The 23313-nt window shown below is 61.8% G+C and carries 24 protein-coding genes; 19 read left to right on the forward strand and 5 right to left on the reverse strand.

The window, feature by feature from the left end; genetic code table 11:
* Positions 1 to 145 precede the first annotated feature (145 nt).
* Genes ACIPOO_RS11605 through ACIPOO_RS11615 form a run of 3 tightly spaced genes read left to right on the forward strand, consistent with a single transcriptional unit; the run spans position 146 to position 3818 of the window.
* A complete protein-coding gene (locus ACIPOO_RS11605) occupies positions 146 to 1153 on the forward strand; it encodes an iron ABC transporter substrate-binding protein (protein ID WP_400606910.1) in 1008 nt (335 codons plus the stop codon).
* Positions 1154 to 1170: 17 nt separating this feature from the next.
* Positions 1171 to 2763 carry an ABC transporter permease gene (locus ACIPOO_RS11610; RefSeq protein ID WP_400607723.1) on the forward strand — a complete coding sequence of 531 codons (1593 nt, stop codon included), beginning with the start codon at positions 1171 to 1173 and terminating at the stop codon, positions 2761 to 2763.
* On the forward strand, positions 2760 to 3818 hold the full coding sequence (locus ACIPOO_RS11615) for an ABC transporter ATP-binding protein (RefSeq protein WP_400606912.1): 1059 nt from the start codon (positions 2760 to 2762) through the stop codon (positions 3816 to 3818). Before ACIPOO_RS11610 ends, ACIPOO_RS11615 begins: the two co-directional genes overlap by 4 nt.
* Positions 3819 to 3821: 3 nt before the next feature.
* Here ACIPOO_RS11615 and ACIPOO_RS11620 read toward each other — a convergent pair whose 3' ends face one another.
* Positions 3822 to 5066, reverse strand: coding sequence for an MFS transporter (locus ACIPOO_RS11620; RefSeq protein WP_400606915.1), 1245 nt, complete (start codon positions 5064 to 5066; stop codon positions 3822 to 3824).
* A 266-nt stretch (positions 5067 to 5332) separates the two neighbouring features.
* Between ACIPOO_RS11620 and ACIPOO_RS11625 the strand changes: the two genes are divergently transcribed.
* From ACIPOO_RS11625 to ACIPOO_RS11635, 3 genes are all read left to right on the forward strand, one after another.
* Positions 5333 to 5605 (forward strand): DUF2790 domain-containing protein, encoded by a 273-nt coding sequence (locus ACIPOO_RS11625; RefSeq protein ID WP_274130950.1) that lies wholly within the window; start codon positions 5333 to 5335, stop codon positions 5603 to 5605.
* Positions 5606 to 5833: 228 nt separating this feature from the next.
* Positions 5834 to 6106, forward strand: a complete 273-nt coding sequence (locus ACIPOO_RS11630; RefSeq protein WP_274130949.1) for a DUF2790 domain-containing protein — start codon at positions 5834 to 5836, stop codon at positions 6104 to 6106.
* Between the two features lie 236 nt (positions 6107 to 6342).
* Positions 6343 to 7110: a 2-keto-4-pentenoate hydratase gene (locus ACIPOO_RS11635; RefSeq protein ID WP_274130948.1), complete on the forward strand. Its 768-nt coding sequence runs from the start codon at positions 6343 to 6345 to the stop codon at positions 7108 to 7110.
* A 108-nt stretch (positions 7111 to 7218) separates the two neighbouring features.
* Here the strand turns inward: ACIPOO_RS11635 and ACIPOO_RS11640 are convergent, their stop codons facing one another.
* Positions 7219 to 8127: a LysR family transcriptional regulator gene (locus tag ACIPOO_RS11640; RefSeq protein WP_400606919.1), complete on the reverse strand. Its 909-nt coding sequence runs from the start codon at positions 8125 to 8127 to the stop codon at positions 7219 to 7221.
* Positions 8128 to 8238: 111 nt separating this feature from the next.
* Between ACIPOO_RS11640 and gcl the strand changes: the two genes are divergently transcribed.
* From gcl to ACIPOO_RS11655, 3 genes are all read left to right on the forward strand, one after another.
* On the forward strand, positions 8239 to 10014 hold the full coding sequence (gene gcl, locus ACIPOO_RS11645; RefSeq protein ID WP_274130946.1) for a glyoxylate carboligase: 1776 nt from the start codon (positions 8239 to 8241) through the stop codon (positions 10012 to 10014).
* A 36-nt stretch (positions 10015 to 10050) separates the two neighbouring features.
* Positions 10051 to 10833, forward strand: coding sequence for a hydroxypyruvate isomerase (gene hyi, locus ACIPOO_RS11650; RefSeq protein WP_274130945.1), 783 nt, complete (start codon positions 10051 to 10053; stop codon positions 10831 to 10833).
* A 127-nt stretch (positions 10834 to 10960) separates the two neighbouring features.
* Positions 10961 to 11863: a 2-hydroxy-3-oxopropionate reductase gene (locus tag ACIPOO_RS11655; protein ID WP_400606923.1), complete on the forward strand. Its 903-nt coding sequence runs from the start codon at positions 10961 to 10963 to the stop codon at positions 11861 to 11863.
* Between the two features lie 63 nt (positions 11864 to 11926).
* Here the strand turns inward: ACIPOO_RS11655 and ACIPOO_RS11660 are convergent, their stop codons facing one another.
* Complete coding sequence (locus ACIPOO_RS11660; protein WP_400606926.1) at positions 11927 to 13255, reverse strand: OprD family porin; 1329 nt, start codon at positions 13253 to 13255, stop codon at positions 11927 to 11929.
* Positions 13256 to 14006: 751 nt separating this feature from the next.
* On the opposite strand from ACIPOO_RS11660, the gene ACIPOO_RS11665 reads away from it, so the two are divergent.
* The 9 genes from ACIPOO_RS11665 (at position 14007) to ACIPOO_RS11705 (ending at position 20311) form a co-directional block, all read left to right on the forward strand.
* On the forward strand, positions 14007 to 14588 hold the full coding sequence (locus ACIPOO_RS11665) for a cytochrome b (RefSeq protein WP_400606928.1): 582 nt from the start codon (positions 14007 to 14009) through the stop codon (positions 14586 to 14588).
* Positions 14589 to 14740: 152 nt separating this feature from the next.
* The gene (locus tag ACIPOO_RS11670; RefSeq protein ID WP_274131142.1) at positions 14741 to 15241 is read left to right on the forward strand and encodes a tetratricopeptide repeat protein; all 501 of its coding nucleotides are present in this window, start codon (positions 14741 to 14743) and stop codon (positions 15239 to 15241) included.
* 65 nt (positions 15242 to 15306) lie between these two features.
* A complete protein-coding gene (locus ACIPOO_RS11675; protein ID WP_274131141.1) occupies positions 15307 to 15804 on the forward strand; it encodes an RNA polymerase sigma factor in 498 nt (165 codons plus the stop codon).
* Positions 15801 to 16589, forward strand: a complete 789-nt coding sequence (locus ACIPOO_RS11680; protein ID WP_400606931.1) for an anti-sigma factor family protein — start codon at positions 15801 to 15803, stop codon at positions 16587 to 16589. Before ACIPOO_RS11675 ends, ACIPOO_RS11680 begins: the two co-directional genes overlap by 4 nt.
* 276 nt (positions 16590 to 16865) lie before the next feature.
* Positions 16866 to 17252, forward strand: coding sequence for a copper homeostasis periplasmic binding protein CopC (copC, locus tag ACIPOO_RS11685; RefSeq protein ID WP_274130940.1), 387 nt, complete (start codon positions 16866 to 16868; stop codon positions 17250 to 17252).
* 4 nt (positions 17253 to 17256) lie between these two features.
* Positions 17257 to 18126, forward strand: a complete 870-nt coding sequence (copD, locus tag ACIPOO_RS11690; protein ID WP_400606934.1) for a copper homeostasis membrane protein CopD — start codon at positions 17257 to 17259, stop codon at positions 18124 to 18126.
* Positions 18127 to 18237: 111 nt separating this feature from the next.
* Positions 18238 to 19344: a bifunctional DNA-binding transcriptional regulator/O6-methylguanine-DNA methyltransferase Ada gene (gene ada, locus ACIPOO_RS11695; RefSeq protein WP_400606937.1), complete on the forward strand. Its 1107-nt coding sequence runs from the start codon at positions 18238 to 18240 to the stop codon at positions 19342 to 19344.
* A 50-nt stretch (positions 19345 to 19394) separates the two neighbouring features.
* Entirely contained in the window at positions 19395 to 19844 is a 450-nt protein-coding gene (locus tag ACIPOO_RS11700) for an antitoxin Xre/MbcA/ParS toxin-binding domain-containing protein (RefSeq protein ID WP_274130935.1), read from the forward strand.
* Positions 19844 to 20311, forward strand: coding sequence for an RES family NAD+ phosphorylase (locus tag ACIPOO_RS11705; RefSeq protein WP_400606939.1), 468 nt, complete (start codon positions 19844 to 19846; stop codon positions 20309 to 20311). Before ACIPOO_RS11700 ends, ACIPOO_RS11705 begins: the two co-directional genes overlap by 1 nt.
* A 6-nt stretch (positions 20312 to 20317) precedes the next feature.
* Here ACIPOO_RS11705 and ACIPOO_RS11710 read toward each other — a convergent pair whose 3' ends face one another.
* Both ACIPOO_RS11710 and ACIPOO_RS11715 read right to left on the reverse strand, forming a co-directional pair.
* Positions 20318 to 21301 (reverse strand): MDR family oxidoreductase, encoded by a 984-nt coding sequence (locus tag ACIPOO_RS11710; RefSeq protein WP_274130931.1) that lies wholly within the window; start codon positions 21299 to 21301, stop codon positions 20318 to 20320.
* 60 nt (positions 21302 to 21361) lie between these two features.
* Complete coding sequence (locus tag ACIPOO_RS11715) at positions 21362 to 22000, reverse strand: TetR/AcrR family transcriptional regulator (protein WP_400606942.1); 639 nt, start codon at positions 21998 to 22000, stop codon at positions 21362 to 21364.
* A 100-nt stretch (positions 22001 to 22100) separates the two neighbouring features.
* Between ACIPOO_RS11715 and ACIPOO_RS11720 the strand changes: the two genes are divergently transcribed.
* Positions 22101 to 23183: a nitronate monooxygenase family protein gene (locus tag ACIPOO_RS11720; RefSeq protein ID WP_274130930.1), complete on the forward strand. Its 1083-nt coding sequence runs from the start codon at positions 22101 to 22103 to the stop codon at positions 23181 to 23183.
* The last annotated feature ends 130 nt before the right edge of the window (positions 23184 to 23313 follow it).

Here is a 23313-nt window from a genome sequence, read left to right on the forward strand (position 1 = left end):
ACGAATTTTTCTCGCCGGCAACCCTAATTTGCCACTCCCTCCCATGCGCTAATGATTCGCATTGAGGGAATGAGGCCTACACTCACTGCACCGCCGCTTCAGGCGCCGGTTTCACGACTCCCACACTTCTTCGGGAAGCATAACAATGACTCGGCACACCCCCTCGTTCATCAAAGTCTCTCTGGCAGCCGCGCTGGCCTGGTCCTGCGCCAGCGCATATGCCGATGACGGTATCGTCGTGTACAACGCCCAACATGAAGGCCTGACCAAGGCCTGGGTCGAAGGCTTCACCAAGGACACGGGCATCAAGGTCACGTTGCGCAATGGCGACGACAGTGAAATGGCCAACCAGATCGTTCAGGAAGGCAAGGCGTCGCCGGCCGATGTGTTCCTGACCGAGAACTCGCCGTCGATGGTGCTGGTCGACAACGCAGGCCTGTTTGCGCCGCTGGCACCGGCCACGCTGTCCCAGGTGGCAGCGCCTTACCGCCCGGCCCATGGCAATTGGGTGGGCATCGCCGCGCGTTCGACGGTGTTCGTCTACAACAAGGAAAAACTCTCCGAAGACAAGCTGCCCAAATCGATGCTAGATCTGGCCAACCCCGAATGGAAAGGCCGCTGGGCCGCATCGCCTGCCGGTGCCGACTTCCAGGCCATCGTCGGCGGCGTGCTGGCGCTCAAGGGCGAAGCAGCCACGCTGGAATGGCTCAAGGGCATGAAAGCCAACTTCACTGCCTATCGCGGTAACAGCGCAGTGCTCAAGGCGGTGAACGCCGGGCAGATCGAAAGCGGCGTGATCTTCCACTATTACAGCTTCGTCGATCAGGCCAAGACCGGTGAAAACAGCAAGAACACCGCCCTGCACTACTTCAAGCACAAGGATCCGGGCGCGTTCGTGAGCATCTCCGGTGGTGCCGTGCTGGCTTCCAGCAAGCATCAGGAGGAGGCCCAGAAGTTGATCGCGTGGATCACCAGCGCCAAAGGCCAAGCCGTGCTCAAGGATGGCAAGTCGTTTGAATACGCAGTAGGCCAGGGCGCGGCATCCAACCCCAAGCTGGTGCCACTGGCTGACCTGGACGCTCCGGCCGTTGACGCCTCCAGGCTCGACAGCAAGAAGGTGGTGGACCTGATGACTCAGGCAGGGTTGCTGTAACCGTGCAATCGGAACCTTTGCCCACCCTGGCAAGCAAAGCCACCGCAGGCGTGATTTCCCCTGCGGCGGCCTTGCGCAGACGCCACGGGCGACGGATGGCGGCTTGGATCACCGGGAGTTCGCTGGTGGTCTCGCTGCTGGCGCTGCTGCCCCTGGGGTTCGTCATCTATATCGCCTTCGTCAGCGGCTGGGACATCATCGTGCAGTTGGTGTTTCGCCCCCGGGTCGCCGAACTGCTGGTCAACACCCTGTTGCTGGTGCTGATTTCGTTGCCACTGTGCATCGTACTGTCGGTGGCGCTTGCCTGGCTCACCGAGCGCAGTGATCTGCCCGGGCGTCGCGCCTGGTCGCTGCTGGCCACTGCGCCGATTGCCGTTCCGGCGTTCGTTCACAGCTACGCCTGGGTCAGCCTGGTGCCCTCCCTGCACGGTTTGCCCGGAGCGGTGCTGGTGTCGGTGCTGGCGTATTTCCCGTTTCTTTACTTGCCGGTGGCCGCGACCCTGCGCCGGCTGGATCCGGCCATCGAAGACGTCGGCCAATCCTTGGGGCTCAAGCCTGTGGCGGTATTTTTCCGTGTGGTGCTGCCGCAACTGCGACTGGCCCTGTGCGGCGGCTCGCTATTGATCGGCCTGCACCTGCTCGCCGAGTACGGACTGTTCGCGATGATTCGCTACGACACCTTCACCACGGCGATTTTCGATCAGTTCCAGTCGTCCTTCAACGGGCCTGCGGCGAACATGCTGGCCGGTGTGCTGGCCCTGCTGTGCCTGGCGCTGTTGACCCTGGAAGCTGGTGCGCGAGGCAAAGCACGTTACGCCCGGGTCGGTTCGGGCAGCGCCCGGCAGCCGCAGATTCAGCGCCTGAGCCGCGTTGCCGCGCTAATCTGCCTGACATTGCCCTTGAGCGTGACCTTGTTGGCCCTCGGCGTGCCGTTGCTGACCCTGACCCGCTGGCTGATCGCAGGCGGCAGCGAGGTCTGGCAGCAGGAAGGGTTGCTCGATGCCGTGCGCCAGACACTGGTGCTGGCCTCGACCGGTGCGATCCTGATCACCGCAGCGGCGTTTCCCGTTGCCTGGTTATCGATTCGCTCGCCGGGACGCTTCAACCGTCTGCTCGAAAGCTGCAACTACATCACCAGTTCCCTGCCGGGTATCGTCGTCGCGCTGGCACTGGTGACCGTCACGATCAAGGTCGCACGGCCCATTTACCAGACTGCGATCACCGTACTGCTGGCCTATCTGCTGATGTTCCTGCCGCGTGCGCTGGTCAGCTTGCGGGCCGGTATCGCTCAGGCGCCGGTGGAGCTGGAAAACATTGCCCGCAGCCTTGGCCGCTCTCCCGCCCAGGCCCTGTGGTATGTGACCCTGCGCCTGGCCGCACCGGGTGCGGCGGCGGGCGCGGCCCTGGTGTTCCTGGCGATCACCAATGAACTGACCGCCACCCTGCTGCTGGCCCCCAGCGGCACGCGAACCCTGGCCACCGGCTTCTGGGCCATGACCAGCGAAATCGACTACGCCGCCGCAGCTCCCTACGCGCTGATCATGGTGCTGTTGTCGCTGCCCCTCACCGCCCTTCTCTATCATCAATCCAGACGCACGGCAGGCCGATGAACGCCCTCGAATTGCACAACCTGCACAAAACCTTCGGCAACGTGATTGCCCTGGACAACGTCAGCCTGTCGATTGCCCGTGGCAGCCGCACCGCCATTGTCGGGCCTTCGGGCTCCGGCAAGACTACCTTGCTGCGCATGATTGCAGGCTTCGAGTTTCCCGACAGCGGGCGCATTGCCATGCATGGCAAGCCGCTGGTGGATGACACCCGGGAGGTCGCGGCCCATCAACGCAATATCGGCTACGTGCCGCAGGATGGCGCGCTGTTCCCGCATCTGTCGGTCGCGGCCAATATCGGTTTCGGTCTGGCGGGTGATCGCGACAGCAAGCAACGACGCATCGCCGAGCTGATGGAGATGGTGTCGCTCGAAGCCTCGATGAGCCAGCGCTGGCCCCATGAATTGTCCGGCGGCCAGCAACAGCGTGTTGCGCTGGCTCGGGCCCTGGCGCAGAACCCCGCGATCATGTTGCTCGACGAGCCGTTTTCCGCACTGGACACTGGCTTGCGCGGCAACATGCGCCGCACCGTCAGCAAGTTGTTGTCCGACGCGGGGATCACCACCGTGCTGGTCACCCATGACCAGGCCGAAGCGCTGTCGTTTGCCGACCAGCTGGCAGTGATGCGCCAAGGCAAACTGGTGCAGGCCGGCGCGCCGATGGAGTTGTATCGTCACCCGATCGACGAGCAGACCGCCGTGTTTCTCGGCGAGGCGATCATCCTGCCAGCGTGGATTGAAGGCGATGTCGCCAACTGCGAGCTGGGCCCGATCCCGGTGCTCAAACCCCGTCGCCAGGGCGCCGCGCAGATTCTGCTGCGACCCGAACAGCTGACCGTCTCCACCCAGGCGCACGCCCAAGGCACTGCCGGCAGCGTTACCGACGTCGACTTTGCCGGTGGCACCTGCGTGCTCACTCTGGAGCTTGCGCCCCGGCTCGGCGCCAATGGCGAGCAGATTCCCCATCGAACATTGAACGTGCGCAACCCCGGCATCGACATCCCGGCCATGGGCAGTGCTGTCAGCCTGTCCGCCGCCGGGCATGCCCATGTGCTGTGAGCGTCAGGCCTTGATCGTCACCGGGCGCATGACCAGCATCACCACCGCGCAGCCCGCCATCAGCACGCAGGTGACGATGAACACGATCGGCATGCCGAAATGCCCACCCAGGTATCCGCCGGTCAGCGGCCCCAGCACCTGGCCGACGTACTGACTGGAAGTGGAATAGCCAAGCATGCGCCCTGCCACGATGTCTGGCACCGAATGCCGGATGATCGCGGCAATGCACGGCAACAGCCCACCCAACGCAACGCCCATCAGAAAGCGCAGCACCACCAGTTGCCACTCGTTGCTCACGAACGCCTGGGGAACCAGCAGAACGGCCGCGACCGTGAGGCAGCCCATGACCACTTTCCAGTGGCCGACGCGGTCCGCCAGTTTGCCGATACGCGAGGCCGACAACACGCTGGCCAGCGCCGTGGCCGACATCACCAGCCCCGCCATCAGCGTCACGTTTTTTGTGTGCAGTTGCGTCAGGTACACGGTGATGATCGGCTCGATGGACATGATGGAGAACATCACGAGGCTCGCCACCACGAACATGGTGAACACCGGTTTCTTGTCCGGGATCACGTCCCAGGCGCGTACCGTGACCTTCTTTGCGGCTCCGGCTACAGGTTTTGGACGCGGCGCCTCCTTCATCAGAAACAACGTCGCGAGGAAGGTCAGGAAGATCACCCCGCCGGCCAGGAAGAACGTGTTGCGGATCCCGATCAGCGGCGGCAGCAGCCCGCCGATCAAGGGGCCGGTGAGGTTGCCGGCCATGATCCCCGACGACAGCATGCCAAGGGCCCAACCCGAGCGCGCCTTGGGTGTCTGGGTGGCCACCAGGATCGTGGCGCCGGAGGCATAGCCGCCCAGCAGACCGGCGAGCAAACGCAAACCCACCAGTTGATAGATGTTTTCCGCAAGGCCGATCAGTGACATGGCGATGGCCATCCCCAGGCTTGCACGGATCAGCATCAGCTTGCGCCCGTAGCGATCACCCAGCCGGCCCCACAGTGGCGCGGTGAGTGCGGCCGACAGAAAGGTCGCACCAAAGGCCACACCCGACCATTGCACGATGGCCGCAGGATCGCTCACGCCGAGATGCTCGACGTACAGCGGCAGAAATGGCAGCAGCAGGGTCATGGCGATGATCGTGGTGAACGAACCCAGCACACAGACCAGCAGGTTGCGCTTCCAGTGCTCTTCGGCGGGGTTGTCGGTACGTGCCTCTTCTAGGGCGGCAGGCTGCTGGACGGTCATGGTGGCTCCACGGGTTCGGATGCACCTACGGTAAGACGCTGCACACCATAAATAAAATTCATGTTTTTCATGCAGTGGATTCCAGTCAGGAATAGGGCCAATGCCGCCGCCCTCTCCCGGAACTTTTAAACGCCGCACATCAGCGCCAATGATGACGCCTATCGACAGACAGTATTTCTGTGACAACGACCGCCCTACTTAAACTTCTCCCATCAGCAAGCCCCGCCCTCGACCGCTTGCTCTAACCGGTAAGTTGGGAGTTCGTCATGAAATACGCATTGTTTGCCGCACTGTCGATGTTCAGCCTGTTGGCGTCGGCCAATGATTCTGCCGGTTCGACCGTCGCAGCCTCCGCCCAGAACAGCCAGTACGACTACACCCAGGACCTGGACATTGCCAAGGTCGTGCGTATCAGCAATGGCGCCAATGCAGGCAACGCCTGCGGTCCGCTCAAGGCTCAGATGGAATACGTGGACAGCAAGGGCGTGACTCACAAGCTCGAATACACACGGCTTGGCGACAGTTGCGAGAACGGCTGAGCCGGTCTGGCGCTGGTCGAAACTGGACCATTGAGGCGTATTTTTGCAACAGTCAATTACTGTGCAAGAAACAATTAACCTCAAAGTAACGCGCAAACGGCTTTTATCACTAATCGTGATTGCGCTAATCATTAACGACCATTTTTATCAATGGAACGACGCTCCTAAGATGACCCCTAACAGCAAGACACCTGGTAGTTTTGCTTGAAACTTTTGTGGAGTGAAATGATGAAATACGCACTGTTTGCCGCGCTGTCGATCTTCAGCGCACTCGCCTCGGCCAACGCGAGTGCTGACGCAGCGCCTGAGTCGACTCCCCCTGCCGTCGAGTACAACTATTCCCAGCATCTGGACATCGCCAAGGTCATCAGCATCACCAACGCTGGCAACATCGCGACCGAGTGCGGCCCGGTTGAATCGCACATGATCTACGTCGACAGCCAGGGCGTGACTCACAATCTGGAATACACCCGTTTGGGTGAAGGCTGTCAGAATGGCTGATGCCTTGCACCGCGATCCAATCGCAAGCAACAAGCTGAAATAAAAAACCGCTGCCTGCCCCGCAGCGGTTTTTTTATGGCCCGCAGGCCCCGCAGACCGGGACATTGAGCGTTTGAGGCAAGATGAGGGCTGCGCTGTGCCGGGCATTTGAGGTTAGAGTAAGGAATGCTGGCTTCGCGCAGATACCCCGGTCTAGCGTGGAGCACTCTCCATTCAACTGCCTGAAGGAAGTCCGCGTGAATCTACCGACCCAACCTGCGAACATTGCCGAACTGATCGTCGACGCCATGCGCCAAGGTCAGAAAATCTCCGAGATTCGCCCCGATTACGTGCCAGCCGACAGCGCCAGCGCCTATGCCTTGCAGCGGGAAATCCTGAAGCTGCGCGAGACGACGGTCGGTGGCTGGAAGGTGGGCTCCAAATCCACCAGTGGCGGCCCTATCAACGGCGCCCTGTTGCCCGAAGACGGTCTGTTTGCCAGTGGCAGCCAGCTGGAAAGTGTCGATTATCCGTCGCCGATCCTGGAGCTGGAAATTGCCTTTCGCCTGAACCGCACCTTCGAGGCACGCCAGGAGGCGTATTCAGACGAGGAAGTGTTGAGCAGCATTGGCTCGATGGGCGCGACCATCGAGGTGGTCAGCAGCCGTTTCATCGCCTGGCCGAAAATCGAGCCGCTGCTGGCGCTGGGTGACCTGCTCAACCATGGCGCACTGATTGTCGGGGATTTCATTCCCTACGACGAAAGCTTCCCTTTCCTGGAGCCGGCGCTGACCTTCACCTACGCCGACCAGGACATCGTGCCGGGCGACGGCGCCAACCCCGCCGGCGACCCGCGCCGCCTGCTGCCGTGGGTGGTCAATCACCACACCCAGAACGGCCAGAGCGTGTCGCCGGAACTGGTCATCACCACGGGCTCGTACACGGGCATGTACCTGACCAAGGAGCCGGGCCTGGCGGTGGGCGAGATCCGTGGCTTGCCACCGGTGTCGGTGGAGTTGATCTAACACGACCTGTAGGAGCGCGCTTGCCCGCGACGGCGATTTTTCCAACACCCATGTGGGGAATGACACACCGCTGTCGCGGGCAAGCGCGCTCCTACAACGGTCCGGGCCTTACTCCTGCTTCCAGTACCCCGGCCGGTTGTACACCTCCTTCAGGAACGCAATGAAAAACCGCACCTTCGCCGGCAGGTAATGCTGCTGCGGGTACACCCCCTGAATGTCGTAACTGGGCAAGGCAAACTCGTCCAGCACGGTAATCAACGCCCCGCTGTCGATCTCGTTCTGGATCTCCCAGGTCGAGCGCCAGCACAGTCCCAGCCCGCGCTTGGCCCAGTCATACAGCAGCTCGCCATCGTTGCAGTAGAGGTTGCCCGCCACCTTGATCGCCACCGGTTTGCCGTCGCGCTGGAACGTCCATCCACGGTGCTGGCCGCCCTGCAGGTTGAACGTCAGGCAGTTGTGTTCGGCCAGGTCTTCCAGCGTCTGCGGGTAGCCGCGCTCAGAGAAATACTGCGGCGAGCCACAGACCACCCGTTTATTGGCGAACAGCTTGATGGCCACGTAGTTGGGGTCGAGCACCTCGCCGATGCGAATGCTCATGTCATAACCCTCGCGCACCAGATCGACCACGTTGTCGGTTAGGTTGAACGACAGTTGCAGGTCCGGGAAACGCGCCTGGAATTCCGGCGCATGAGGCGCCACGTGCTGGCGGCCGAAGCCGGCCGGCGCAGACACCACCAGATGCCCGCGCACGCTGCTTTCGTTCTCGCTGATGCTGGCGTCCAGCTCTTCGAAAGACTGCAACACCACCTTGGCGTTTTCCAGATAGGACTCCCCGGCATCAGTCAGGGTCAGGCCGCGAGTCGAGCGGTGAATCAGCTTGACCCCCAGGCGTTCCTCCAGCGCGCTCAAACGCCGCCCCATGATCACCGGGGTCACCCCTTCCACCAGCGCCGCCGCGGCAAAACTGCCGCGCGTGGCCACCAGCACGTAGCTGCGAATTTCTGTATAGCGGTCCATTCGATACTCCTGATACCGATAGAACCGATAAAAACAGCCATTCACAAAAACTTCAATTCAAATCAGTCTGGATGTGTACAAAAACTACCGAGTTTCAGGAGAACAACAAAAATGACCATCATGAGAGCCATCGAAGCAGCCGTTCTGGTGATGCGTCGCGAAGGGGTCGATACCGCCTTTGGTATCCCCGGCGCTGCGATCAACCCTCTGTACGCCGCATTCAAGAAAATCGGCGGCATCGACCACGTGCTGGCCCGCCACGTCGAAGGCGCCTCGCACATGGCCGAGGGTTACACCCGCGCCATTGCCGGCAATATCGGCGTCTGCATCGGGACTTCCGGCCCTGCCGGCACCGACATGATTACCGGCCTCTATTCCGCCTCCGCCGACTCGATCCCGATCCTCTGCATCACAGGGCAGGCACCCCGCGCCCGCATGCACAAGGAAGACTTCCAGGCCGTCGATATCGCTTCGATTGCAGCCCCTGTCGCCAAATGGGCCACCACCGTCATGGAACCGGGCCAGGTGCCTTATGTGTTCCAGAAAGCCTTCCAGCTGATGCGCAGCGGTCGCCCGGGCCCTGTGCTGATCGACCTGCCGTTCGATGTGCAGATGGCCGAAATCGAATTCGACATCGACGCCTACGAGCCGCTGCCGGTCATCAAGCCGCAAGCCAGCCGCAACCAGGTCGAGAAGGCTTTGGCCATGCTCAACGCCTCGGAGCGTCCGCTGATCGTCGCCGGTGGCGGCATCATCAACGCCGATGCTTCCGATGCGCTAGTGGAATTCGCCGAACTGACTGGCATTCCGGTCATCCCGACCCTGATGGGCTGGGGCACCATCCCGGACGATCACCCGCAAATGGCAGGCATGGTCGGCTTGCAGACTTCGCACCGCTACGGCAACGCGACCATGCTTGAATCGGACATGGTGCTGGGCATCGGCAACCGCTGGGCGAACCGTCACACCGGTACGGTTTCGGTCTACAGCGAAGGCCGCAAGTTCATCCACGTCGACATCGAACCGACCCAGATCGGTCGCGTGCTGACGCCAGACCTGGGCATCGTTTCCGACGCAGGCGCGGCGCTGGCGATGTTCCTCGAAGTGGCCCGCGAGTGGCACACCGCTGGCAAGCTCAAGGACCGCAGCCAGTGGCTGGCCAGTTGCCAGGAGCGTAAGCGCACCATGCAGCGCAAGACCCACTACGACAACGTGCCGGTCAAGCCGCAGCGCGTCTACGAGGAAATGAACCAGTTCTTCGGCAAGGACACCTGCTACGTCAGCACCATCGGCCTGTCGCAGATTGCCGGCGCGCAGTTCCTGCACGTGTACAAGCCGCGTCACTGGATCAACTGTGGCCAGGCAGGCCCACTGGGCTGGACCATCCCGGCAGCACTGGGCGTGGCCAAGGCCGACCCGAGCCGCAAGGTTGTCGCGCTGTCCGGCGACTATGACTTCCAGTTCATGATCGAAGAGCTGGCCGTGGGCGCGCAGTTCAAGCTGCCGTACATCCACGTGGTGGTGAACAACTCGTACCTGGGCCTGATCCGTCAGGCGCAGCGCAACTTCGACATCGATTATTGCGTGCAACTGGCGTTCGACAACATCAACGCCCCTGAACTGGAAGGCTACGGCGTGGACCACATCGCCGTCGCCGAAGGGCTGGGCTGCAAGGCGATTCGTGTCAGCGATCCAGCGCACATCCAGGCGGCTTTCGCCGAGGCGGCGAGCCTCATGCAGCAGTACAGCGTTCCGGTTGTGGTCGAGGTCATCCTTGAGCGTGTCACCAACATCGCCATGGGCACCGAGATCAACGCGATCAACGAGTTCGAATCGCTGGCCGAAAGCCGCGACGACGCCCCGACCGCCATCAGCCTGCTGGACTGAACAGCCGCTCGCACGAGCCAGAACAAGGAGCCACCCATGCCACGTTTATGCGCCAACCTGTCCATGCTGTTCACCGAGCAGGACTTTCTGCAACGCTTCGAAGCGGCCGCCAACGCCGGTTTCAGCGGGGTCGAGTATCTGTTTCCGTACGACTTCAGCTCGGCGCAGATCAAGGCCGAACTCGATGCCCACGGCCTGACACAGGTGCTGTTCAACCTGCCCGCTGGCGACTGGGCCAAGGGCGAGCGCGGGATTGCCTGCCACCCGGACCGCGTCGAGGAGTTCTACGCCGGTGTCGATCTGGCCATTGCCTACGCCAAGGTGCTGGGCAACACCCAGGTCAACTGCCTGGCCGGTATCAAGCCACAGGGTTTCGACGATGCGCTGATCGAAAAGACCTTCATCGACAACCTCAAGTATGCCGCTGACAAGCTGCAGGCCCAGGGTATCGATCTGGTCATGGAAATGATCAACACCCTCGACATCCCCGGCTTCTACCTCAACACCACAGCCCAGGCCCTGGACATCCGCGAGAAGGTCGGCAGCCGCAACCTGTCGTTGCAGTACGACATCTACCACATGCAGATCATGGAGGGCGACCTTGCCCGCACCATCGAGAAAAACCTGCCGGTGATCCGTCACGTGCAACTGGCGGACAACCCGGGCCGGCATGAGCCCGGCACCGGGGAGATCAACTACGGCTTCCTGTTCGGGCATCTGGACAAGCTGGGTTACCGCGGCTGGATCGGTTGCGAATACAAGCCACTGACCACCACCGAAGCGGGCCTTGGCTGGCTCAAGACCCATAACCTGATCTAACGCGCCCGCTGTAGGAGCGCGCTTGCCCGCGATTGCGGCGTGTCATTCAACACATCGATGACAGTCCCATCGCGGTCGCGGGCAAGCGCGCTCCTACGCAAACAGCATATAAAAAGAGGAACATCTCATGGCGAACATCGGCTTTATCGGCACCGGCATCATGGGTCTGCCCATGGCAGAGAACCTGCAGAAGGCAGGCCATCAACTCTTCCTGTCCAAACACTTCGTGGCACCGCCCGCCTCGCTGGTCTCCGGCGGCGCGACCGTGCTGGCCAACCCGCGCGAAGTGGCTCAGGAAGCCGAATTCATCATCGTCATGCTGCCGGACACCCCACAGGTCAACGACGTACTGTTCGGCGAGAACGGTCTGAGCGAAGGCACTGGCGCAGGCAAGGTGGTGATCGACATGAGTTCGATCTCGCCTTCGGCGACCAAGGCATTTGCCGAGAAAATCAACGCCACCGGCGCGCAATACCTCGACGCCCCCGTATCGGGTGGTGAAGTCGGCGCCAAGGCTGCGACCCTGAGCATCATGGTCGGCGGCAACCAGGGCACCTTCGACCGCGCCCTGCCCCTGTTCCAGACCATGGGCAAGAACATCACCCTGGTCGGCGGCAACGGTGACGGCCAGACCGCCAAGGTTGCCAACCAGATCATCGTCGCCCTGAACATTCAGGCGGTGGCCGAAGCGCTGCTGTTCGCCTCCAAGAACGGTGCCGATCCTGCCAAGGTGCGTGAAGCGCTGATGGGCGGCTTCGCGTCCTCCAAGATCCTGGAAGTGCACGGCGAGCGCATGATCAAAGGCACCTTCAATCCTGGTTTCCGCATCGCCCTGCACCAGAAGGACCTGAACCTGGCGCTGGAAGGCGCCCGCGAACTGGGCCTTAACCTGCCCAACACCGCCAACGCGCAACAAGTGTTCAGCACCTGCGCTTCGTTGGGCGGGAGCGGTTGGGATCACTCGGGGCTGATCAAGGGGCTGGAGCACATGTCGAACTTCTCGATCCGTGGCGATCACAAGCCTGAATGAGATCCGGATGCACGAACAAGAACGCCAGGCAGATGCCTGGCGTTTTCGTTTGCCTGCAGACGATCAGAACACGTTGATCGGGTAATCGGCGATCAGACGCAATTCGTTGTTATCGCCTTCAGCCTGATCGGCGTTGGCGCGGTGGAAAGACTGACGCAAGCGCAGCGACAGGTCTTTGGCAGGGCCCGCCTGAACCACGTATTTGGCCTCGATATCAGTCTCGTGGTGCTTGCCGTCATCGCCGTAGCCGTAGTTCACGTAGGTGCTGTTGGCCGGCATGTGCGAGCCGTCGATATCATCACCGGTGATATAACGCGCCATGAAACTGAGCCCCGGCACCCCATAACTGGCCATGTTCAGATCATATCGGGCCTGCCACGACTTCTCGCCCGGGCCGTTGAAGTCCGAATATTGAACCGAGTTGGCGAGGAAGATCGAGTCGGCAGTATCGCCAGGGCCGTTAATCCCGAAAGCCACATAATCGAAGGGGGTATCGCCATGAACTTTCTGGTACGCAAGTGTCACTGTGTGCGCAGTGAGGAATGAATAAGCCGCTGCCAGCGACCAGGTGGTGTTGCTGATATCCCCGGCCTTGGCGGAACCGGCATCGTTGGTGCGATAGATATTGAAATCGAAGTTCAGCGACTGATCGCTGGTGATCGCCTGGGTGTAATTGATATTGCCGTAGTACTGATCCCAGACATCCTTGAGGTTCGAGCCATAGAGGCTGGCGGTCAAGTTGTCGTTGAAGGTGTATTTGCCGCCCGCATAATCGATGCTAGATGCCGTAACGCCAGCATAGGATGCATAGATATCGTGATCATGGTTGGTGGTGACCGGGCCGTTGCCGCCGGTGAAGTGACCGCCATCGAGTTCCAGCCCGGCGATATCGCTGCTCAGCAGGTTGAAGCCGGTGGCCGTTTGCGGGAACAGGCGCGAACCACCCGCTGCGAAGACTGGCGCCGCAGGCATCAGGTCGCCGTAGCGCAGCTCTGTCTTGGAAATCCGCATCTTGATGGCACCGCCCGCCGTGCCGTATTCATCTTCCGGGTCGCCGTGGCGGTCGACCGGCAGGTTACCGGTGCCCGCCGTTCCCGCACCGCCGTCCAGCTTGATGCCCCAGTAGCCGTAGGCGTCAACGCCGAAACCGACCGTGCCCTGGGTAAAACCGGAGCTGAAATTGCCCAGCACACCCTGGGTCCAGTCCTTGCGGTCGCCGCCGCCGTTCTTGCCATCGCGGTTGAAGTAATAGTTCTTCAGATGCACGGTCAGGCTGCTGTCTTCGACAAACCCCTTGGCTTCGGACTGGTCGCTGACAACACCCGCCGATGCCAGTTGACTGACGCCCAGCGACACCGCGAGCGTCACCAGATTCCATTTTACGAAGGTCATTATTATCCCCTGTCTCAATTATGGCCCAACGTTCCGTGAACCCGGAATACGGGGCATCCCCCTGAATTCAGGCGAAGTTCGAAACGTGTGGAATACGCGCTATGGCAGATGGGCTAAATACATCGAACCGTATTGACAAACACGGCAAAACTACAGGCTTTCAGCCCATTTCCTTATTGTTTCATGAGGCGCTGGACGCCCCGTTCTAGCGGGGTTGCTCCCCCGACGCGAAAAACTTTTAGCATTTTTCAGCCGGGCGGTTGATAAATGAGGGGTGATAGTCACTATCGATCTTCATAATAGTGAGATGCGCCGAACCGGTGTTACCGTTGTCGGCGATGAGGCAGTTGGCTCTATCGCCTGATGACTCCGCAGCATCAGGCAATCGAATCATGCTCCACTTCATCATTCCTTTGGTAAGACTTTTTAGCCACCCCACGTCAGTGCGGTGGCTTTTTTTATTTTTAAATTATTGTTCATGTTCGCTGCACTATTCGGTTAATTCACCCTGAACTAACACAGTTGCCAGCTTAGTTCAACAACCTGAAATCCCCCTCACACTTGTAGGAGCGCGCTTGCCCGCGACCAGCCCTTTCAGCCCCCACCAAGGCGTATGGGAGGATGCTGTCGCGGGCAAGCGCGCTCCTACACGGGGAGGCTGCGTCCATGACAATCAGCAAAATACTTTGCGGCCTACCGAATAACCCTCCCCCCTGAGGTGTTCATTTCGTGACACCCACAGGGATCTTTCATGAACAGTACGATTTCCGGCCTCGGCAGTGCCGTTTCTCAACGTTATGACCGTCTGACCCGCGCCTTTCACTGGCTGACGGCCGCCCTGGTGGTTTTCATGTTCGCCAGTGCCCACATCTGGGAAACCCTGCCCAAAGGCACGCCGCTGCGCAAAGGGTTGCAATCGGTGCACATCTCGCTGGGCATCGCCATGGCGGTGTTGATCGTGGCGCGCATTGCCTGGCGTCTGCTGGGTACTCATCGCCCGCCAACCAACATTCATCCGGCGCTCAATCTGGCGGCCCGCCTCGGCCACGGGGCGCTGTACCTGCTGCTGGTGGCGCAAGTGGTGCTGGGGTTTGTGTTTCGCTGGGCCCAGGGCGAGCCATTCAATTTTTTCGGGTTGTTTCCAATTCCGGCACCTTTTGCGATCAGCCACGACCTGCGCGGCACCCTGGGCGGCCTGCATGACAACGTTGCCTGGGCAATCATCCTGCTGGCCGGTCTGCACGCCGGCGCGGCGCTGTGGCATCACTATATCGTCGGCGACAGCACCTTGCGCAGCATGCTGCCGGGGCATCGGGGCGACATCCGAGGCTGAAGATTCAAATGCCGGGAATAAACCGGACCGATTGACTGTTTCATGTATGGCTGCTGCAGTTTTCCCGATCTGATTGGTTACGGAGCATGACAACAATGAGAACCTGCTACCCACACGCTTTCAGCTACCGCACATTGCTCGTCGGCGCCTGCATGGCCATGGCGCTGCTGAGCGGCCAGGCCCTTGCCTCTGGCGGGGGCAGCGACGATGAGGCACCGCGCAAGCCCAACTGCCCCAAAGGCCAGGTGTGGGACAGCAAGACCCACAAGTGCACGATGCAGACCAGCAAGGCGACCTCCGATGAGGATCGCACCGACTACGCCTACCGCCTGGCCAAGGACGGACGCTACGAAGAAGCGCTGTCGCTGCTCGATACACTGAAAAATCCGGACACCGCCAAGGCGCTGAACTATCGTGGATATGCAACGCGCAAACTGGGCCGCACCGACGAGGGCATCGGCTACTACCTCAAATCTGTCGCGCTGGACCCCAAATACGCGCAAGTGCGCGAATACCTGGGCGAAGCGTACGTGATCAAGGGGCGCGTTGATCTGGCCAAGGAGCAACTGGCCACGATCGAAACGCTGTGCAGCAGGACGTGTGAAGAATACGAGGATCTGGCTGCGGCAATTGCCGCCGCGCCCAAGACCTGAGTCCCAGACCACTGGCGAGATTTCGGGAGGCTGCTATAGCCACAGACGCTGATTTTCGAAGCGAACTGGGCCAGTTGTTGCCACGTTTGTGGCGCTACGGGTTAGTGCTGTCCAGACAAAAGCACCTGGCCGACGATCTGGTACAGGCCACCTGCGTCCGGGCGCTGGAGCGTGCCGACCAGTTCATGGCTGGCACCCGCCTGGACCGCTGGTTGCTTTCGATCATGCATTCGATCTGGCTCAATGAAATCCGCTCGCAGCGGGTGCGTCAGGGCCAGGGTTTCGTCGATGCCGAGCAGGAACTGTCGTTTGACGGCGAAACCCTGGCGCAGGATCAGGTGTTGGCGGCGCAGGTGATCAAGCGCGTCAACGCCCTGCCCGAGGCACAACGGGAGACGGTCTTTCTGACATACGTCGAAGGGCTTTCGTACAAAGAGGCTGCCGAGATTCTGCATATCCCGGTCGGCACGGTGATGAGCCGGCTGGCCGCTGCACGCTTGAAACTGGCTGAAACCGCAACACAACGCGCCATGTCGGATAAATCGACAGGAGAACGGCGATGACTCACAGCAACGCGCACTCCCCACCTTCGGACGAACTGCTGGTGGCCTATCTGGACGGCGAACTGGACCGGGAACAGCGCCAGGCCGTCGATCAATGGTTGCGCACCGATGCGCCGGTTGCCGAGCGCCTTGACCAGCTCAAGGGCGGGGAGCTGCCATTTCGGGACGCCTTCGACTCGCTGCTCAAGGAAGCACCGACCGACCGCTTGCAGGCCATGCTCGATTCACTGCCGCCTGCAGCAGCGCCACAGCACAGGGCAACCATGAGCCGTCGGGGGTTCCTGGCCACCGCGGCCAGCTTCGTGGTGGCCGGCATCGCCGCCGACCGGCTGTTTCTCAACTGGCAGAATGCCGAGCCCGATGACGGCTGGCGTGCGTCGGTGGCTGAGTACATGGCGCTTTACACCCCGCAGACGCTGGACAACCTCAACCTCGACGAGCGCACCCACAGCGCCCAGCTCAGTGCGGTGGGCAATCAACTGGGGCTGCCGTTGACGGCTACGGCGGTAACCCTGCCGGGCGCGGAATTCCGCCGTGCACAGATTCTCGACTACGAAGGCGTACTGATCGGCCAGTTGACCTACCTGGACCCGCGCCATGGCCCGTTGGCCCTGTGCATCACCACCACCAAGGGCGGCACCGATTCGCTGACCAGCGAGGAGCGCTCAGGCATGCATGTGGTGTACTGGTCCAACCAGACTCACGCCTTCATGATCGTGGGCCGCAACCCGTACGAAGACCTCCGCATCATGGCCCGCAGCGCGCAGAAAGGTCTGCCGGCCTGACAAATGAGGTGATTCACGGGAGTCGGCAGTCCGTTTCTGGTCCAGGCTGCGTACGAAATGTCCTGACACTCGGCGATGCTGCGTTGAAAACAGCCTCGAAATGCTCATTTACAACCAGTAAACTCCGCTTTCTCGGCTGTTTTCGCCTTGCTTCACCTTCGCGTCAGAACTTTTCGTACGGAGCCTAGTATCCTTCGAATTTCGAGAACCGATGCCCATCGGTTCCTGCCATGAACGTTGCTGCAACACGCTGCCGCACAACCAGAGGTCCCCTTGATGTCTGCCCATCGCGTAAAGCAAGCTCTTTCCTGCCTCTCTCTGCTGGCCTGCCTCACCACCTCCTCCGCCTTCGCCCATGCCCATCTGGAAAGCCAGTTGCCTGCCGCCGACAGCGAGGTCACGTCGCCCAAGGAACTGCGCCTGAATTTTTCCGAAGGCGTGGAAGAGAAATTCACCAAGGTCGCCATCAGCCTCGACGGCCCCGGTGAAAGCACCGAAATCATCCAGACCCAGAGCGTCGCCACCGACCCTGCCAACAAGAAGGTGCTGATCGTCGTCCCGGCGGTGCCGCTGGCGCCGGGCAAGTACAAGGTCGAATGGCACGCGGTGTCGGTCGACACCCACAAGAGCGAAGGCACCTATCGCTTCAAGGTGACGCCATAACGCCATGCAAGATGGATTGATCCTGTGTCGATTCGTGCATTTCGGCGCAGTCCTCCTACTGTTTGGTATCGGCCTGTTTCGCCACCTGCTGTTCACCAGGGCCCTGCCACCGTTCGAAGCCAGCCCCGCAAGCCGGCGCCTTGACCGGGCGCTGGGCTGGATGGCGGGGGTGGCGCTGCTCAGTGCGCTGAGCTGGCTGATGCTGACCGCTGCCAACATGACCGATAGCTGGCACGATGCGGCGGACCCGCACACCCTCGCTCTGGTCCTGACCCACACTTTTTTCGGGCATGTGTGGATCCTGCACCTGTTGCTGAACGTACTGTTGGTGTTCTGTGGCTTTGCCTTGCGCAACCGGCCCCGGCTGTCGCTGCTGTTGGCCGGCCTGCTGCTGTTGACGCTGGCCCCGGTCGGCCATGGGGCCATGTATGACGGCTTTACCGGGCGACTGCTGATTTTCAACCAGATGTTGCACCTGATCGGTGTCGCCACCTGGCTCGGCGGCCTGATTATGCTAGCCACGCTGCTCCTGGGTTCTGCTACGGTGGACCTGCGGGCCGTGCTGGGGCGATTCAGTGGCATCGGCTATGGCCTGGTGGCGCTGATTGTCGCCACCGGGATGATCAACGTGCGCGCCCTGAGCGGTGCGCTGTGGCCTGCGCCGGCCCTCTCGGGCTTTGGCCTGGTGCTGGGCGTGAAGGTCGCGATGGTGCTGTGCATGCTGGTTCTGGCGGGCACCAATCGCCAACTGGCGCGCAACCAGCTGCTGAACCTGGGCTGGCTTCGCATCAGCGTGCTGCTGGAATGCCTGTTCGGCGCCGCAGCGCTGGGCGCCGTGTCACTGTTGGGCACCCTGCCACCGATGCTGGCCTGAATTTGAGCGCAAGACTCGGAGTTTCACCCCCGGCGACCGGCGCTAAGCTGCGGCACATCAGGACCAATGCGGAGTAACACAGCGATGGGACGCAGCAAACCACAGCCAGTAATGAACGCAAAAACCAACGAAACCCAGCACGACCCGCGCTGGGCCGCAGTGCTCGCCCGTGACCCGGCCGCCGACGAACAGTTCGTCTACGCCGTGCGCACCACGGGCATCTACTGCCGGCCCAGCAGCGTTTCGCGCCTGCCTCGGCCCGAGAACGTGGTGTTCTTCGACAGCGCCGAGCAGGCCGAGGCCGCAGGCTTTCGTCCGAGCAAACGCGCGGCCACCGACCAGACCGATCTGGCCCGCCAGCACGCCGCGCTGGTCGAGCGTGTCTGTCGGCAGATCGCCCAGGCCGACCAGCCGCCAAGCCTGCATGAACTGGCCCTTGAATCGGGCATGAGCCCCTGGCACCTGCATCGCATCTTCAAAGCCGTGACCGGACTGACGCCCAAGGCCTGGGCCAACGCCAACCGGGCTGATCGGGTGCGCAGCCGACTGGTCCAGCCCCAGGGACAGTCGGCCAGCATCACCGATGTCATGTATGACTCAGGCTTCAACTCCAACAGCAGGTTTTACGAAACAAGCGGCAAGTTGCTGGGCATGAAGCCATCGGACTACCGCAAGGGCGGCACCAACGCCGATATTCATTTTGCGGTGGGCGAGTGCTTTCTCGGTGCGATTCTGGTCGCCCAGAGCCAGCGCGGCGTGTGCGCGATCCTGCTGGGCGATGACCCCAACCAACTGGTGCAGGACCTGCAGGACCAGTTCCACAGCGCCCGGCTGATCGGCGGCGATGCGCAGTTCGAGCGGCTGATCGCTCAGGTGGTCGGGTTCATCGAAGCGCCGGGCATCGGCCTGGATTTGCCGCTGGATCTGCAAGGCACGGCGTTCCAGCAGCGGGTGTGGCAGGCCCTGGCGCAGATTCCACCGGGCAGCACGGTCAGCTACGCCGAGATTGCCCAGCGTATCGGCGCGCCGAAATCGTTTCGCGCTGTGGCTCAGGCCTGTGGGGCGAACAGCCTGGCCGTGGCTATCCCTTGCCATCGTGTGGTGCGCAGCGACGGCGGTCTGTCGGGTTATCGCTGGGGCGCGGAGCGCAAACGCCAGTTGCTGGACCGCGAAGCACGGGAAAATGCCTGTAACAGCTTGGCGCTTGAGAAACCCTGACAGAGGCGTAACGTCCGGTGTTCTTGATACCTGCATCGAGGACTACGCAAGTGCCCGCCATCTCCCAAGCAGTGAACAACGAGGCAAGCTCGGCATTCTGGCTGATCGCCGACCAGCTCAACAACCGCAACGAAAGCGAACGCCTGGCCTATATGCGCACTGGCTTCCCGCCGGGATGGGTCAAGGCGGTGCGCAACGCCTTCCACCTGAGCAACGGCCAGCTCGAAGCGCTGCTCAGCAGTTCGGTTTCAACCCTCGAGCGGCGCCTGCGCCAACACCGCCCGCTGGACCTGGTGGGCTCCGAACGGCTCGACCGAGTCGCCGCCCTGGCTGTCCGGGCGGCCGAAGTCCTCGATGATCAACACGCCGCGCAACGCTGGATGGTGACGCCCAACCGGGCGCTGGACGACCAGATCCCCATCGTGTTGTGCATGACCGAAATCGGCGGCGCCCAGGCCAGCCGTGTGCTCGCGGCGCTGGAACATGGCGGAGTGCTCTGATGCTGGCCTGGAAAATCGGCAAGGCGGCGCAGATTCACGACCTGTCCGGCGCGGGCCCGGCTGTCATTGGCGGGCGCTGGAATCATCCCGATCATCCCGCGCTCTATCTCAGCCTGAGCCCCGCCGCAGGTGCTCTGGAACTGTTCATGCTGGCCGGCGAGATGCCGCGCCTGCCTCTCAGACTCATGCACCTGCGACTGCCCGGGAATCCGGCGCTGTACCAGCACATCGCCGCCGAATCTCTACCGGCGGGCTGGAACGCATCGCCGGCAGACCAGCCCAGCATGGATTTCGGCACGCAGTGGCTGGAGCGCCGCGAACAGCTGGGTCTGATCCTGCCGTCGGTGGCGATGGAGCAGAACCGTTGTCTGCTCGTCAACCCGCTGCACCCGGCTGCAAGCCTCATCGAGGTACTGCGCATCGACGATGTCGACCCGGGTCGGCATTGCGTCGCCGCCAGCGGCTGAGGGGTGTCAGCGTTGCAGATTGACCACCACCCGGCCGCGTACTTCGCCCTTCATCAGGCGCTCGGCGGTCTGCACCACGTCCTCCAGGCCGATTTCCTGAGTAATCAATGCCAGCGCGTCGCGATCCAGGTCGGTGGCCAGACGCGCCCAGGCGTCGATGCGGTCCTGACGGGGGCGCATCACACTGTCGATTCCCGCCAGGGTGACGCCGCGCAGGATGAAAGGGGCCACGGTGGCCGGAAACTCCATGCCCTGAGCCAGGCCGCACGCCGCGACCACTCCCCGGTAGCGCGTACTGGCGCAGATATTGGCCAGGGTGTGGCTGCCCACCGAATCGATCGCCCCTGCCCAGCGCTCTTTGGCCAAAGGCCGGCCGGGCTCGGACAGGGTCGCCCGGTCGATGATCTCGGCAGCGCCCAGTTGCCTGAGATAGTCGGCTTGCTCCGGTCTGCCGGTGGAGGCAACCACGCGGTATCCCAGCCGCGCCAGAATCGCGATGGAGAAACTGCCCACGCCGCCGTTGGCGCCGGTGACCAGGATCTCGCCCTTGTCAGGCGTTACCCCGTTCTTCTCCAGCGCCATCACCGCCAGCATCGCGGTGTACCCGGCCGTACCAATCGCCATGGCCTGCGACGCAGTGAACGCCTCCGGCAGCGGGATCAGCCATTTGCCCTCCAGGCGCGCCCGTTGCGCCAAGCCGCCCCAATGGCCCTCACCCACGCCCCAGCCGTTGAGCAACACCTGATCGCCAGGCTTGAAATCCGGGTCGCTGCTCTGCTCGACTGTTCCCGCCAGATCAACGCCCGGCACCATGGGAAACTTGCGCACGATCGGGCCCTTGTTGGTAATCGCCAGCGCGTCCTTGTAGTTGAGCGTGCTGTAGGCCACGTTCACGGTCACATCGCCGGAAGGCAACTGCGCGTCGTCGATGGTGCTGAGTTTGACGCTGTAACCGGCGTCGTCCTTGTCGATCAGAATTGCCTTGAACATGTGAACCTACCTTTTAGACCGATCGTCTATAACCATCCGTTAAAAAACAGGGCCGTGATATCAGCGCGGCAGACCGCGCAGGAACCCGGCGATGAAGGTATTGAGTGGACTGTCGTTCTGCACCAGGCGCGCGCGCAACACTGCACCTTCCCAGCCGATCCAGAAATAGGCGGCCAATTCCGCGCAGTTGGCACTGCGCGGCAACTCACCCGCCTGCATGGCTGCGTCAAAACACGCGCTCAAGCGCCGTTGCCAGTCCAGAAAGATGGTTTCCAGGGCATCACGAAAGCCTTCGGGCAGCACCGTGACTTCCTGCCCCATATTGCCCACCAGGCAACCCCGGCGGTACCCGTAGCGCGCCATGCTGACCTTCGAGTGCTGGACGAAACCGGCCAGGCGCTCCAGCGGCGACAGCGTCTCATCGAGCAGCCAGCGGTCGAGGCGGCGAGCGAAATACCCGGCGTAACTGTCCAGAACGGCCAGACCGTAGACTTCCTTGCTGGAAAAATAATGGTAGAACGAGCCTTTGGGCACACCGACGCGCTTGAGAATGCCGTCGATGCCGGTGGCCATGAAGCCCTGCTCGGTGAGCACTTCAACGCCGCAACGGATCAGCGCTTCGCGGGTATCGAAGTCGTCAGGACGAGCGATTTTCGGGGGGCGCCCCGGGCGTCTGGGTTTTGCGATCATGTCATTCATGGGGTTGCATATTAGACCGACCGTCTATTAAATCAACCCGAACGTTTGAAATGACCACAAATCATATTTGCACTCTTTCACTGCCCCGGAGAACCTGCCCATGATCGCCTGGCCTGACACCCGCATCCTCAAGCTGCTCGGCATCGAAGTCCCGATCCTGCTCGCGCCCATGGCGGGTGCCGCCGGGTCGGCCCTGGCGATTGCCGTCGGCAAGGCTGGCGGCCTGCCATCCCTGCCCTGCGCCATGCTCAGCCATGAGCAGATCCGTGAAGAAGTCGCGCTGATCCGGGCCGGGACCCATGCGCCGCTGAACCTCAACTTCTTCAGCCACCAGAATCCGCAAGCCAACCCGGCGGCCGATGAGGCCTGGAAACAACTGCTCAAGCCCTACTACCAAGAGCTGGGCGCTGACTTCGACGCGCCGACACCCAAGTCCAACCGCGCGCCTTTCGACGAGGCCAGTTGCGCGCTGGTCGAAGAGCTCAAGCCTGAAGTCGTCAGTTTCCACTTTGGCCTGCCCAGCGAGGACTTCGTACGCAGGGTCAAGGCGGCTGGTGCCATCGTCATCTCCTCGGCGACCACCGTTGACGAAGCGATCTGGCTGGAGCAACGGGGTTGCGACGCGATCATCGCCATGGGCAACGAAGCAGGCGGACATCGCGGCATGTTCCTGAGTGACCAGCTCTACACCCAGGTCGGCACCATGGCGCTGGTACCGCAGATTGCCGACGCCGTGAGCGTGCCGGTGATCGCTGCAGGCGGCATTGCCGACAGTCGCGGCATCGCTGCAGCCTTCATGCTCGGCGCCTCGGCCGTACAACTGGGCACGACTTATCTGTTCAGCCCTGAGGCCAAGGTCTCCAAGCTGCATCAGGCCGCCCTTGCCAATGCCAAGGACAGCCAGACCGCCGTTACCAACCTGTTCACTGGCCGCCCTGCGCGGGGCATCGTTAACCGCATCATGCGCGAAATCGGCCCGATCAGCGCCGCTGCACCGGCCTTCCCTACCGCAGGCGGCGCACTGATGCCGCTGCGCGCCCAGGCCGAGCCTCAGGGCAACGACGGCTTCATGAACCTGTGGGCTGGCCAGGCGGTGGGCATCAAACACCAATTGCCTGCCGAGGAGCTGACCCGTCAGTTGGCGGTGCAAACCCTGGAGAAACTGGGTGGCCTGCGAAACTGATTGAAAAGCGCAACTGATTGAATGCGCAAAAGAACAGGCTTCCTTGAAGTGATGACTCGCTATATATTCGGGTGTATAGCGTTTGGCCGGTATCTGGCCGACATGAGTCATCACTTCATAAAAAACAACA

Source organism: Pseudomonas sp. NPDC090201, assembly GCF_044746825.1.
Taxonomy (GTDB): Bacteria; Pseudomonadota; Gammaproteobacteria; order Pseudomonadales; family Pseudomonadaceae; genus Aquipseudomonas; species Aquipseudomonas putida_AD.